This is a genomic window from Paenibacillus sp. B1-35, assembly GCF_050474385.1.
GTDB classification, from domain to species: domain Bacteria; phylum Bacillota; class Bacilli; order Paenibacillales; family Paenibacillaceae; genus Paenibacillus_B; species Paenibacillus_B alvei.
In genome coordinates, this window is the sequence record NZ_JBCHVJ010000003.1 from 488,651 (window position 1) to 503,274 (window position 14,624).

Below are 14,624 nucleotides of genomic sequence, written 5' to 3' on the forward strand. Positions count from 1 at the left end.
TATGCCATCATGCAGGAGGCAGCCATGAAAATAAACAATCCAATGATTTCACCGAAGCTGTATGACAGCTATGGGCAATCGAGCAGGCAAATGAGAACCGATACGGGCATAATGAACGGCGTCAATCACGACTCCGTTGAAATTAGCCCAACCGGACGGCAGCTAGCTGTTGGTGCTATTGAACATCATGTTGGTTCTTATTATGGAAATGCGGACATCTATGATTCGCTGCAGCGCATTTTGGAAGGAAAATCGCCCGGAATTAAAAAAGCTGTGTATACAGTCATTGAATCCAATCTGGCTCCCGGCGGCTCTGTTCCTGATGATGCGGATCGCTCAGCTTTGCTGGAGTTAGGGTTGACCCAAGCCAAATATATCGCACAGCATTATTTTACGGATGAAGAGGGCTCGGAACTGCTTAGCACGTTCAACAACATTGCTGCGTTGTCGCAGAAGCGGGCGGATGGGACGGCAGCCGGAACGAATCCATATCGAGAGCCTACTCCCAAACCAGCAGGAGCGCCGGATGATTATGTGAATATTACGGACTTGATGAGAAGGTTCGCACCTGAAAGTCATCAGCAAATGGAGGATGCTATTAGCCAAGGCGGAGACTGGTTCGGCGTCCTGATGAAATTCGCACAGCGTATACCGCAGAATAAGGGCTGGATGGACAAATATCGAGAGGAAATTGCCGTCGCCAAGCAAGAGGCTCCTCCTATTAAGGTGGATAGCCGGTTTGATAAGGCGAACATGTCAGGCATGGGAGTCTTCGTTAAGGATATTCAGCAGCTTCTTCATCAATTGCCGAATGCCGACCGTGAAATTTTGGATCGTAATATCGCCTATTTTGCTCATATGCTTGGACATCCGATGGCATAATACATTGAATTGTAAATCCAGAGTCGCGCTTTTAATGGATAAAAGCTGCGGCTCTTTTTTGTGCATGCAGGATGAAGATAAACATTTATTTCAAGTTGATATGTCAATATTGACACAATAGGCTGGAGAGGATTACACTAGAAAAAGGCCGTGTTACTGCGTGGATGCTATGACATGGATGAACAAATAATAGGTTAAATCGAATTTAGAAAGCTGTGATGTATGCATATGGGAGAACAAAGTCAACACACGATGACCAACAGGATGTTTTGGAGTATTATGTTTGCCATCTTTTTTGGAAATTTCTTGGCCGTATTAAGCACGAATACCGTCAATATTGCACTGCCGGTAATGATGACCCATTTTGACACGGATTTGACGACGATTCAGTGGGTATTGACGGGATTTATGCTGGCAACAGGGATTATTGCGCCTGCTGTCGGATATTTGGGCAATCGATTCAGCACGAAACGGCTGTACTTAGTTGCCCTTAGCGGATTTGTGATTTGTTCCGTGTTATGTGCGGTGTCCTGGAGTGAATGGAGCCTGATTGTATTCCGTGTCCTTCAAGGGATGTTCAGCGGCATCATTATGCCGACGACGATGTCTGTCGTATATCAGGTAGTTCCTCGTGAACGCCAGTCGATGGCGATAAGCCTGTGGGGATTGTCCGCCATGCTCGCGCCAGCTGTTGGCCCGACATTGGCTGGATGGATTGTCCATGTTGGGGATTGGCACTGGTTGTTTTGGATGAACGTACCTATCGGCATCATTGCGATGATTTCGGTCATGCGGTATATTCCAATGTATCGCCTTGCCTCAGGAGATACATTTGATAAGCTTGGTTTCTTCACCGTAGCGCTGGGCAGCTTGCTGCTGCTGCTTGCCTTTGGCAATTTGTCCAACTGGGGCTGGGGTTCTTGGAAGACGATTGGCTGCATCATCGTCGGCATAATCATTCTCATCGCCTTCGTACGCCGCTCTCTTCGCATTGAGCATCCTTTGCTCAATTTCCGCGTGTTCCGTTATAAGCGGTTCGCATTTAGCATGATACTGGTTACGATCGTGACGATTAGTTTGTATGCTGGTGCATTATTAACACCATTATTTTTACAGCGTGTACAGGGCTCTTCGACATTGGTATCTGGACTTGTCTTGCTTCCGGCATCAGCGCTTATGGCCTTCGTTATGCCATTCACTGGACGCTGGTATGAGCGGTTTGGGCCAGTGAAGCTCATCTCAACAGGGCTGCTGCTGATGGTCATTGGCACGTATGAACTAGGACGACTGCATGTTGATACACCTCATAGCTATATTACGCTGTGGATGGCTGTTCGCAATGTAGGTATTGCTCTTGCGAATACCCCGATATTGAATGCAGGCATGTCTGCGATTCCTCGCGAGCTGTCAGGCTATGGATCTTCGATCAACAGTTGGCTGCGCCAAGGGATGGCGAGCTTGTCCATCGGCTTGTTTACGTCCTTGCTTGCTGTACGCGCACTTCATCACGCAGGGGAGTTGCATGGCTTGATCGCCGACGCGACATTGCTGCAAAATACAGCATTTACAATGAGCATCAATGAGGTGAACATGATCAGCATGGTCATGACCCTGATTGGCTTGCCATTCGTATACTGGCTTGGGAAGGCGCAAGGGCGAGTTGTTCCGAAAATCAATAGTAGAGGGAAATAAAAATCTAATATTTTCATAGAATACGAGGATGCTAGCAGAGCCAATGAAATTGAGAAGGCTCTGCTTTTTTTATGAGGAAAAACGAAATGACAGTTTACTAAAACCAAAGAAAGTATTATTATGTTGATATAAAAAAGGGGTGGATGACACATGGGGAAAATGTCGGTGGAATTGGATTATGAAATAACAGACAGTAAATCTCGCTTAAAATCGGTACAAGAAATCATTTCAAAACATGATGCAAATATTGTGCGTTATTTTGACGAAGCATATAACCCGCATATAGGTCAACATGGGATGTTAAGCGACAGCAACAGGGTAGCCAAGGACTTAGAATCGTTAGCAAATTATTTGCTGTATACTCAAGATAGTGATGCAGCCTCCGATACAATTACGGCATATCGAAAAAAACGAAACCAAATTCGTGAGTCTGCTATCGAAAAAATGATTGTGGTCGAGGAGTCAAAAAAGAAATCCAGCCGTTCCATTATCAAAATTCCAAAACTCAAGGTTCTTAAGGAAGATCGATTATCATATGCAGAGCTAAAAGAAACGGGAAAAGCGATCGAGCAGATTAATAAACTAATTAAAACCAGTACAGATTCAAATGGTCTGCAAATGCCAGCAGCAGAGATCAAAAAACTAAAATGGATTCGGACAGACATTCAAAAGGATGAAATTGCAGTAAAAAATGAACTTAAGCAATACATTAGATTCAATAAAATCAGCAAAATAGAAAAAGATAACAACCAACTTTCCTATATTCGATTTGACGATATTGAGATTGTTCGAATACTGTTTGAATGCTATACGGAATTGAAAGAGAGGTCATACGATGATACTCACGGATATTTAAAGCTAGTGATGCTTATTTTTGAAGAATTAATGGATCACACCATAATGAAGGATTACATGAAGGATGTATTCGTGTGGAAAATTGAAGGGTGCACACATGACATGATGATTGAGCGGTTAAATCAAAAATATCATGTAAAAATGACCAAGCCAGCACTTAGTAAAATGACAAGAGATACGATTCCGTCTATGCTCGTAGAAACATACAAACAAAGTAAAGAAGATTGGTTATATACATATATATTGCGCGGAAAGTATAAAACATGCAACTGTTGCAAGCAGAACTATATTGCCAGTACAAAATATTTCAGTCCTATGAAAAACTCGAAATCAGGACTTCGATCAATATGCAAAAAGTGTCGTAAATCGAAATATAAAGAGTCATGTCTTTCTTCAAAAACTAAATAAAGTACTATAAATAAAAAATATATATGTGGGAAGTGCGGTGATTTCTGTGAGAAATTATTTCTTATTAATTATTTTATTGTCTGCATACATGAATAGGAGCGAGATAAAGAACAATGGAGAGTATTGATTTAAAACTGAAATTATTGGGAGGCAGGCCGATTTATGCAAAGAATTTTGGTGAAATCTATCCGTTGAAAATAAGAGACATTATTGATGTAGGATATTCAGAATATATGAAATATTTAAACATGATTACGCTAAACAATAGCAATCTCCTGAAAGAGGCCCCAGAACATATAGATACGCTTGAGTTATTGTTATTGGGAGGTGGCGATGACATTGTTGAACTTCTCATACAGTCAGTTTCCTTCTTTCTCAGGGCTGAAGTCTATCCGGACAAGGAGAACGTAAGCTTGATCGTTACAATGACGGACGGAGAGATGCGCCAAATTAATAAAATGAATTATAAAGAGATTCAAGAAGTAATTAAATGGCAAAATTACATCAATCACTTTGATGAGAAGAAAGACAACGAGTTCGATCCGGCAGATGAAGAAACGAAAAAACTAAAGGAACAAATGGACAAGCTGGCAAAACGACGAGATGAACTAAAGCGGCGGAAAAGTAGACTAGATGAAGTAGGTAACGACGATTTAGATTTCTTTGATATCCTCGCAGCCATTACATCTAAATCATATAGTATCAATGAAATTAACATGCTTGACTTAACGGTGTTCCAAGTGTACAGGAAATTCAAGCGGCTTGAAATTATCGATCAGTATGATATTAGTATTCAATCGATGTTGGCTGGGGCCCAGAATGTTCAGCTTCGTCATTGGTCAAGTAGAGATAATTAAGGAGAAAATAGGGTTCGAGCATAGAATAACCAAAAAACAATAAATCATTTAGCAAAAGTGACTATTTAGAATGTAAGCAACTCAATCATAACTTAGTTAAGGAGAGGATTTATTATGGCACGATTTGGAGTTAAAGAGGTAGCAGATGTAATGTTCTACAACTTGTTGACGAACAAGGCAGAATTGTACTTAGATACGTTGAAGCTATCTAATCTGGAAAATACGGCAGAAAGCAGCTTTGCAACCGGCGGTAAAGGCGGAAGCCGTCTTGTAGGTTGGGACTTTGGTCGTACAGCTACATTTAATATCCAGGACGCATTGTTGAATCCAAAATCGATTGCAATGCAAACCGGCACTGAGCTGGAGAAACGCACAGAAACGATTTATGAGCGTGTGGTAGCAGTGGCAACTGACGGCGGTGCTAATAATTCTAAAATTGTTCTTGAAGAAAAGGCAGATAAAGATTCTGTTCAAATCTACTTCTCTGAAGACGGCTATAGCCAGGAAAAAGAGGTGCCAAAGGCATCGATCACAGTAACGGACAAGGAAATTACGGTTCCTTCCACTGATCTGCCAGTTGGCCGAAAGGTTATTGTGTACTTTACTTATCAAACAACGAACGACGCAGAAGTTCTTACGATTAAATCCGATAAGTTCAGCGGTTACTATCGTGTCGTTGGTAAAACGGTATGGCGTTCTGAAACGACAGGTAAGGATGAGAAAGTTCAAATCGTCATTCCGAAAGCGAAAATCGGTTCCGAATTTACATTGACTATGCAGCCTGATGGAGATCCATCCGTATTCGATATGAAATTGGATGTATTTAAAGATCCAGCTAGCACAGACATGGTTAAGATTATTCGTTACTAATATCAAAAGCAAAATAAAGTATTAAATTGAAGGCGAGAAGGGTTCTCCTTCTCGCCTTTTTTTTCGAATTTTAATAAAATGAACATTTTATTTATAAATTGACGATTCGGGAGTGAGCACAAATGGCAAAGCGAGTAAAAAATTTAAATTATGAACTAATTACACAAATGAATGAGAAGTTTAACGAAACGAAAAAGGTTGTCGTTACGATTGACATTGGGGATAAAGCTCAGCAATTTGGCTTAGAAATTTGTAAATATTTTAGTCCCGCCAAAATGGATTCTTGCATTACAGAACTGATCGATAAGCTCGATCAAGCTAAATTGCAAGATAAGGAGAAATATGAACAAATTATTGTTCCGTATTTGATGTTTTTAACGGTTAAGCATTTTACAACATTAGAGCTTCCTTCTACATTTAGCGAGCAGCTTCAAGCAATCGAGAACATGATTAATACAGGGACACTGTTTCAGATTTATATGAGTTTTGAGGAAAAAGAGCTCGAAAGATTGTCCAGCACCCTGCGAAGTGCCATCGATACTTTCAATGCAAATGCTAAAGAATTTGAAGAACTGAAAGAGAAAATGAAAACACAGTTAGCGGATAAAAGCCTAATGGAATAAAGAACAGGGGATAGTCAGTTGTCTAGCAGAAAATATATACGATATGTAACAAAAGAAAAGTTAGAAAAGGTAGCGAATGAAAATAAACATTATGTGAGTTGTTACTTTACATACAAAAGTCTTAGTGAATCTTCCCAATTAAGTTACTTATCTGATTTTAATCAATGGTTGGTCTTTCTACATGACAGAGCTGAAAAAGGAACATTGTCAGAAGAGGATATATTAAAATGTGTGAATTCCGAGAATGGGATCGACAGAATGATTTCACTGATTGAGGATTTTATTTCATTTTGCATCATGGAGCTGGGAAATAATGAACGAAGAATTCAACGAAGATTAAGTTCGATGTCGTCCTTCTTCTTGTATTTGTTGAAGGAGCGTAAAATCCGTTCCAATCCGCTTGATTATATTGAACGTCAAACCAAATAAAAGGAGTAGATCCAAATGGAACTAAAAAATGCTGAGGTTGAACCCTTTATTACCTTTCTAATGAGCTTTGAATTGACGGGTCGGAAGTCGCGATTGCGAACGAGATTCGTGAAAGTACTAATGGAGCGCCACAAGCTGATTCAAGAAGAGCATGCGGAATTGATTCGCGAGTTCGCTAAACTGGACAGCAATGGGGAACCTGTCATCATCGAGTCGAACGGACAGCAAATGTACGATGTGCCTGATCGTGAAGGCTTTCAGGGTGAGTATTTCCTATTGTTAAATGAGAATTTTGTTATTGAGCAAAATACAGAGCGTAAAGAAATGCTGCTCTTTATAAAAGAATTAATTTTGGAGTGCGATAAGACTTTTAAAGGCAGCGAGGCTTTGGAATATGACAGATGGTGCGATATTGCAGAGATGATTACGACTGAATGATATGGGTGAGGGGTGCGAAGAGCACTCCTTTTTCTTTTATGCACTGAAAAGGGGTGTTTGATGATGACGAATGATCAGACGATTTTATTAGGCGTAGATATGAAAAATGCTGAAAAAGATATAAAAAAGCTGATCGCGAACATTAGCAAAAAGTATAAATTCAAGCTTGAACTAATTATCCAGAACAAAGACAGTGTCATTCGCGAGATCAGCAGCATACAAAAGTTAATCGCCTCAATTGGCAAGATTGATATCGACTATGGACTTGGCAAGGCTGGCGACGAAATCAAAAAATTGAAAAAATCGATTAAGGAACTGTCTAAAATCGATGTTGCGAAAGCAGGAAAGGAATTTGTAAGACAGCAAAAAGAAGCCAAGCGCCAAATCGATGAATTGACAAGATCGTATGCTCAATTGCTGAAGATGCAATCAACCGCGGCTCAGAATCAATCCAGTATAATAGATTCCGCTAAAAATACGGCTAGTAAGCAGGAATCTGGCACAAAAGCATCTTCTTCCTCGGATAGTAAAGCAAAAAAGGAAGAATCAATTCCGGATAAGCTGGCTGCTGCAATGAATGGTATTCCGTCATGGCAACGCGCCTCTGAGGCGTTTGAATGGTCGTTCAAGTTCGAGGATCAGATGAAGAAGGGGCTTGAGAAAGTCGTAGAACTCGATAGGGCCATGATCGACCTGAAGAGCACGTCCGGGGCAAGCTCACAAGAACTAGATGCGTTTAAAGAACGTGCCTTTGGAATCAGTAAGGAAATGGGCGTTGCTTCAGCTTCCGTAGTAAGAGCAACCACAGAGTTCCAAAAGCTGGGCTATACGTTGGAACAGTCAACGGGGTTAAGTGAAAACAGCATATTACTGTCCAAGGTCGGCGGCATGGGCATAGGTGACGCGAGCGCGAGCATCATAGCCGTATTGCGCGGCTTCGACATTGAAGTCGATAAATACGGGAACAATGTCCGCAGCGTCGTTGATATGTTTACGGCGGTTAAGAATAATTTCTCCATCACGTCAGAAGGCTTGGGCAATGCGTTGAAAGACTCCTCCTCTGATCTGAAAAAGGCCGGAAATACGGTTCAGCAATCCATTGGAATGATTACGGCAGCGAATATTGATCTGAAAGATCCGGAAAAAGCCGGAGCGGGATTAAAAACCATTGCATTGAGATTGCAGGGACTTTCTGAGAGCGGCGAAAAAGTAAGGGGCGTCGTTCCGCAAATTGAAAAAACATTTGCGTCTCTCAATGAGAAATACAAATTGATGGGCAGCGGCGCTCTAGATTTAATGAAAGAGGATCAAACGACCTTTAAGTCCACCTATGAAATCTTCCAGAGTCTCTCTCAGGTATGGGATAAATTGTCGAAGGAAGAGAAGGTGGACGTTTCCAGCAAGATCGGCGGGGATCAGAACGAGGTCGTATCCTCCATCATGGAGAATTGGAGCAAGGCCAAGGGAGCAACCGAAACAGCTATGAGCTCAGCCGGATCGGCGGCTCAAGCATTCAATCAGCATGCGGACAGTTTCGAGGCGCGCATCGGGAAGCTGCAAACGTCTCTTTCTGAATTTTGGAATACGTTTAGCAATTCAGAAGCCGTTAAAGATATTATTTCTGGGTTAACGACAATAGTAGAATTTCTTACAAAAGTAACGGAAATGATAGGCGCTCTTCCTATAGCTACAGTTTTTGCCGGGCTCAGCGGGTTGTCTAAATTTGATGCCTTGAAAAATCTCGTTATGGGCAGCAGCAGCATTGGCACTTTTTTCTCAGTAATAGGAAAAGGGTTAGCGAGAATTGTCCCATACGTGGGTGCACTTCTTATGATTGGGGAAGTAATTCAAGGTCTGTTTAACATTATCAACAAACCAGAGAACGATCGAAAAGATAGATTAAAATTCCTCGATGACGATACCAAAAGAATTAAAAAGTTTAAAGAAGACTATGACAGCATTTTTGATGGAAAGAATATGGATGTTGATACCTTTGAGAATTTGCAACTTAAAGGTAAAAGCCGAACAATAGAGGAAGAGGAAAAGTATTTAGGTATTATTGAGCAAATAAAAACGAAGTTGCCTGAACTTATTTCCCACTATGATGAATATGGGAATGCTGTAGCAAAAAGTGCGGATGAAATAAAGAGGCTTCGAGTAGAAGAAGAGCAAAGAGAACTAAAAAATAATAAAGAAGAGTTGAAGTTAAAATTAGATGGCGATTTTGGAGAAGTAGATCAAAATATTAAGAAAATCAGAAATAACAAAAAACAAATCGACTTCCAAGATACGCGGCTCGACTTTGCAAAAAGAGCAAGAATGTTTATCGAAACGGACATTAAAGACATCAAATTTGATGATATTGAGGGTATAAAAGAAGCTTTCACAAATAAAATGAATCCAATTTTTGATGCCTTACCAAAAGATAAAGCTCTAGACGTTAATCCGTTCTATACTATTCTCATAAATAGCTTACAAGGATCACCCGATAGAAGTGCAGCCTTAGCAAATTTTGATAAGTTTATAAATGATATTATCGCTGAAAAAGAAAAATATGAAGTAGAAAATCAAAACTTGAAGGACAGTATCATTCATGGTTCTACCGATTTCAATGAATCTATTAACTTAGCCTTTCAGAATTATATTAACTCTAGCAATATACCTGTAGACTCAAATAAGTTTTTATTTATAGAATCCCTTAAACAAATATTTGTGGAAAATATAGATAATTTCGGTGAAGACACAAAAGATGCTGCTCAAAAGATCCCTTCGTTTATTAATGAAATAATGGGGGTAATTCAAGGTAACAAAGTATCTATTGATGATCTGATGAACGTAAAACCAGAACAGGCTAATAATATGCTTGATGTTATAGATAATATAAAAGAAAAATTGAGCAAAAATCCGGTTAATAATCCGTTCCTCAAATTATTCAATGACATAAGAGTCGGACATCAAAAAGCAGCCAAAGAAATAAATAGCACGAGAATGAAAATTGATCCGAAAAATGCGAAAGAGATTGAAAATCTTCGTTCTGCTTATCATAAATTAGCAGATGGACAAAAGCTATCTAAAGATTCGATTACTGAATTGCTAAGTACGTATCCTTCCTTACATGATGCAATTTATATTGAAAACGGGAACATTCAACTTACTGCAGATGGTTTAAAAGATTTAATGCAGCAAAGAGAAAAAGAATTTCAAGATGATATCGATAAGAAGAATAAGCAAGGCATTGCTGCAAAGGACAAAGCAGTCAATACAATCGAAGCAATCGAAGATGAGATTGAAGCTTACGAATTGCTTATGGATGCTCGAAATTTATACGATGTTGATGTAGATAAAATTTATGACGACGCAAAAAAGAAGAACGATGAAATAGAGAACAATCGAAAAAATGGAATATACACGACTACTATCGATGAAATGAATGCAGCAAAAGAGCTTACACAAGCTGGTTATAATCGTCATATAAAACACACATATTACGGAGATAAAGAAAAACTAAAAGCGATAAAGGATAAAGTAGCTGCTAAAAAAAAACAAGCTTCTAGCGGTAGTTCTTATGGGGGGAGTTCTCATTCTTCTAACCCGAAACCCGAACTTCAAGATGCAATCTATGTGGTAGACAAGTATAAAGAACATATGGACGAACTTACTCAATCCATTGAAAAGCAGCAAAGAATTCAAGAGAAGTACAGTACGTGGTCTAAGCAGCACCGGCAGGCTCTAGCTGAAGAAATCAGATTGTCAGGTGAGAAGAAAAAAACGATTGACAATGAAATAAGTTCTTTAAATGAACAAATCAAGCAAAAACAAATCAAGAAAACCGGCTATATGACCGTCGATAAAGATAAAAATGCAAATAAAACGAAACAAGCGATTGCAGCGGAAATTGAGCAAGAGGTAGCCCAAGCGAAAGATCGTCTCCATGATTTGCAATCTCAATCTTCTGAAATGGAGTCGGTCATTGCAGAGCTTAATAGTAAGATGGTTGATGCTACAGCCACTATGTACAGCCATCGAAGAGATACGTTATCCGAGAAAATAGATTATCAGGATTACGTAATGGATTTATATGACAGTACAACCCAAGGGTATCGTGATCATGCGGCTGAAAAAATCCAATTATTAAGTTTGCAAAAGAAAAGTTACCAAGACGAAATAAATTTTTATGAAGAACAATTAAAAAATAAAGATTTGTCGGAACTTAAAAAAGACGAATTAAGGAAGAGTATTGAAGGAAAATATTCTGAAATGCGTCAAAAGGATAGGGATATTAATTCGGAGAAAACAAAAATAGCCAACTCCGTCATCGACAAGCATCTGTACCGCATGAACGACGAGAGCAAAAAATATGCCAAAAGCATTCAGCAACTAGAGGATAATATTCGCTATGACGTGGATAAAGAAGATGGGGATTATGCGAAGCATATCGGATATTTGCAACAAATCGCTGGCTTGCGCAAGGGTGAGGCCAATGATATTAAAAACAATATTAAATTCCTTAAGTCGCAGTTGGAGTTAAATAAAAACAACAAAGATATCGTGGAACGTTTGACCGATGAAATCGAGAAACAAGAGGATAAGCTGCAAGATACAGAACGGTCGGTTAAGGATCTTAATGGCAGCGTAAAAGACATTTACGAAAAAGCAGCCGATCAATATGTCGAGCTATACAAAGAAAAACTCGAACTCTTAAAAAAAGCGGACGAGGAACATTATCGGTTAAAGCTCGAACAAGAAAAACAGGTTCATGAGAATCGGATGAAGCAAATCGATAAAGAGCTTAAAGCGTTGCAGGATGCCTACGATCAACAAATGCAGATGCTTGATCGCACGGAATCCACGCGAACCTATGAAAATGATTTGTCCAAAAAACAAGACGAAATAACGGATCTCAAAAAACAAATCGACTTGTTATCCATGGATGATTCCTATGAAGCGAAAAGTCAAAAAGCCGACTTAATCAAGCAATTGACCGAGAAAGAACAGGAGTTGTCCGAATATCAGCATAATCGGGAAATCGAGCTCCGCAAGAATAACCTGGAGGACGAACTGAACTCGGAGCAAGAAAAGCTGGAAAGCAAAAAAGAAAAGATGGAAGAGGAATACAACAACACGGTCAAATTGTTGGAACAGAAGGCGGAGGAACGGCAAAAGTTCTGGGAAAATGAACTGAACAACGAACAAAAATTTGCAGATATGCGCAAGCAAGTATATGAAGGCAACTTCAATGAAATGCTTGAAACCGTCAACACTTGGTCTGGAGAAGTCGATTCCAAATTCGATATATTAGGAGATTCGATTACGACGAATTTCACCGATAAAGTAAAGGAAGCAATTCGTGAACTCAACAAATTAAATGACTCAAAGCTTGGTTCCATGGGTTCAATCGTCAACGATGCGAATTCCCAAAACCTCGACGGAAGTAATAAACCTACCGCAGGCCTCCCAGACAACAGCTTACTATCCGCGAAAGACAAAATCACTGAAATGATATCCAACAGTAAGAAGTGGAAACTGACCACTGATGAAAAGGAAAGAAAAAGATTAGAGGAAGAGAACAGAAAGCTAGGAAAAGAAATAGGTGCAGTATACAAGAATGGGTCATGGTATAAGGACGGAAAGCCTCTGCACCAATTCGATACAGGCGGCTATACGGGGGATTGGAGCGGGAATTCCGGTAAATTAGCGCTGTTGGATAAAAAGGAACTCGTATTAAACGCCGAGCAGACAAAGCACATTTTGGACACGGCTCGCATCGTGGAACAAATTCGATCGGCTGTGCCTAGTTTCCCTATTGCTAATTTCATGCCGGCATCCATTCCGTCAGTCATTCCTGCTCCAGCCAATGAGCAGCATGAATATCACATTGAAGTGAATGTAAATGGAAATGCAGACCGGAATACGGCCGATATCGTGGCGACGGAAATCGTGAACAAACTGAAGCGTACAAGAGGGGGGAGATTTTAATGCTGGAAGGCGTACATTTTTATTATGACGGCATCTATTCCGTCGATATGGGGTTATTGAATTGCAAACTAGACGGAGGTATGTTCGAGGAGAGCTTGCTGCCGTCAAGAAGCATTATCGAGAAAAAAGTAAGCGGAAGACATAAACCGTATTTTCAGGCCATCGAATTAAGCCCGCTCGAATTTAATCTCACCTTTGCCTTTGAATTTCATTATGACGAGCGGCGTATTCGAGAAGTTGCCCGCTGGCTGTCACAGCCTTACTACAAACCTTTCTACACCGTCGATAATCCGACCCGGGTATTTTATTGCATGCCGGATGGAGACGTGAATCTCATTCATAATGGATTGAAGCAAGGCTATATTACCTTGAAGATGAGATGCGACGGACCATACTCCTATACGCCCAAGACCTTGAAGGAAAAGATGATGTTCGACGGCACAAAACTGACAAAAACAATCCAGGAAAACACTTTTACTAATGGGATGGGGACGCTGCAAAATATCGAAATTGTCAACGGAGCTTTGCAGGTAAAGAGCGGAAGCACGACATGGCTACAATATTCAGGAATGAAATGGAGTGATCTATGATGATACAAACGAAGAAGATGGGGTTAAAAAAGCCGCAAGTATCGGATCAGGTCGATCAAACCATCGCTTGGTTGGCCGATAATTTTCAAGTGCTCGATAATCATTTTGAAGAGCTTATATCCGACGTAGCAACTCACCCCGAGATGGGTGAGTTTTTTCATGCAGGGAAGAAGTTTTGGAACAAGAACGCATCGCGCGGCGATTTCGCAGGCTGGGTAAATGTGCGGGAAGGCGTATTTGCACCTACATGGCAGAAGCAGTATTCCTATAAGGCAGGCAACAAGGTGAAAGCCTCTCCGGATAATGGCCATTATTATGAATGCATTATCGAGGGCACAAGCGGGATGAAGCAGCCAACATTCCCGACTACATCCGGAAGTCTGGTATATGATCTATATGGGCATACGGCATGGAAGCCGTCTTATCATTATAAGCTGGATGAAATCGTCGTCGCTACGAATGGCGATATGAGCTATTACTATAAATGCATTATTGAAGGCGCTTCGGATTCCGTCGAACCAGCCTGGACCAATATTAGCGGCTCCACGATCGTCGACGGCAGCGTACACTGGTATGTGTATAAGACCGTTCAATGGAAAGAGATGGGGTCTAGCTGCGAATTCGTGCCGTTCGGCACAATCGGCAATTACAAGGGTGAAGCAACGATTGAGACAGTAGGCACCATTCAAATGGGAAAATGGAAAGCGGATACCATTGAGCTGGCTCACGGAGGAACCGGAGCTACGGATGCTGATGGAGCAAGACGAAGCTTGGGCGCAACCGGAAAAGTTGCGAAAACGATCGGAGACGGTCTTTCTACAACCTACACAATCAAGCATCCACTGAATACTCGAGATGTCGTCGTCATGGTGCGGGAGGCGGAATCTCCATTCGCGGCAGTAGATGCCCAAATTAATATGATGGATGAGAACAGCGTCATTTTGACATTCCCATCCGTACCTGCCGTTAATCAGTACCGGGTTACGGTCATTGGTTAAATAAGC

General features: G+C 40.7%; 11 protein-coding genes. All 11 read left to right on the forward strand.

Going from position 1 to position 14,624, the window contains the following annotated elements; translation table 11 throughout:
• The first annotated feature begins 24 nt into the window (after positions 1-24).
• Positions 25-882: a hypothetical protein gene (locus tag ACQ5BJ_RS14005; protein WP_430110476.1), complete on the forward strand. Its 858-nt coding sequence runs from the start codon at positions 25-27 to the stop codon at positions 880-882.
• A gap of 279 nt (positions 883-1,161) precedes the next feature.
• The gene (locus ACQ5BJ_RS14010; RefSeq protein ID WP_268599781.1) at positions 1,162-2,574 is read left to right on the forward strand and encodes an MDR family MFS transporter; all 1,413 of its coding nucleotides are present in this window, start codon (positions 1,162-1,164) and stop codon (positions 2,572-2,574) included.
• A gap of 150 nt (positions 2,575-2,724) precedes the next feature.
• Positions 2,725-3,837 carry a hypothetical protein gene (locus tag ACQ5BJ_RS14015; protein ID WP_430110473.1) on the forward strand — a complete coding sequence of 371 codons (1,113 nt, stop codon included), beginning with the start codon at positions 2,725-2,727 and terminating at the stop codon, positions 3,835-3,837.
• A 113-nt stretch (positions 3,838-3,950) separates the two neighbouring features.
• Entirely contained in the window at positions 3,951-4,694 is a 744-nt protein-coding gene (locus ACQ5BJ_RS14020; RefSeq protein WP_268599779.1) for a hypothetical protein, read from the forward strand.
• A 114-nt stretch (positions 4,695-4,808) separates the two neighbouring features.
• Complete coding sequence (locus ACQ5BJ_RS14025; protein WP_268599778.1) at positions 4,809-5,564, forward strand: hypothetical protein; 756 nt, start codon at positions 4,809-4,811, stop codon at positions 5,562-5,564.
• Between the two features lie 122 nt (positions 5,565-5,686).
• On the forward strand, positions 5,687-6,187 hold the full coding sequence (locus ACQ5BJ_RS14030) for a hypothetical protein (protein WP_268599777.1): 501 nt from the start codon (positions 5,687-5,689) through the stop codon (positions 6,185-6,187).
• A gap of 18 nt (positions 6,188-6,205) precedes the next feature.
• On the forward strand, positions 6,206-6,616 hold the full coding sequence (locus ACQ5BJ_RS14035) for a hypothetical protein (protein WP_005548963.1): 411 nt from the start codon (positions 6,206-6,208) through the stop codon (positions 6,614-6,616).
• A 15-nt stretch (positions 6,617-6,631) separates the two neighbouring features.
• Positions 6,632-7,054: a hypothetical protein gene (locus tag ACQ5BJ_RS14040; protein WP_005548961.1), complete on the forward strand. Its 423-nt coding sequence runs from the start codon at positions 6,632-6,634 to the stop codon at positions 7,052-7,054.
• A gap of 60 nt (positions 7,055-7,114) precedes the next feature.
• The gene (locus ACQ5BJ_RS14045) at positions 7,115-13,030 is read left to right on the forward strand and encodes a phage tail tape measure protein (RefSeq protein WP_430113401.1); all 5,916 of its coding nucleotides are present in this window, start codon (positions 7,115-7,117) and stop codon (positions 13,028-13,030) included.
• Positions 13,030-13,620: a phage tail domain-containing protein gene (locus ACQ5BJ_RS14050; protein ID WP_005548954.1), complete on the forward strand. Its 591-nt coding sequence runs from the start codon at positions 13,030-13,032 to the stop codon at positions 13,618-13,620. The genes ACQ5BJ_RS14045 and ACQ5BJ_RS14050 overlap by 1 nt, the downstream gene beginning before the upstream one ends.
• Complete coding sequence (locus tag ACQ5BJ_RS14055) at positions 13,617-14,618, forward strand: hypothetical protein (protein ID WP_005548952.1); 1,002 nt, start codon at positions 13,617-13,619, stop codon at positions 14,616-14,618. The genes ACQ5BJ_RS14050 and ACQ5BJ_RS14055 overlap by 4 nt, the downstream gene beginning before the upstream one ends.
• The last annotated feature ends 6 nt before the right edge of the window (positions 14,619-14,624 follow it).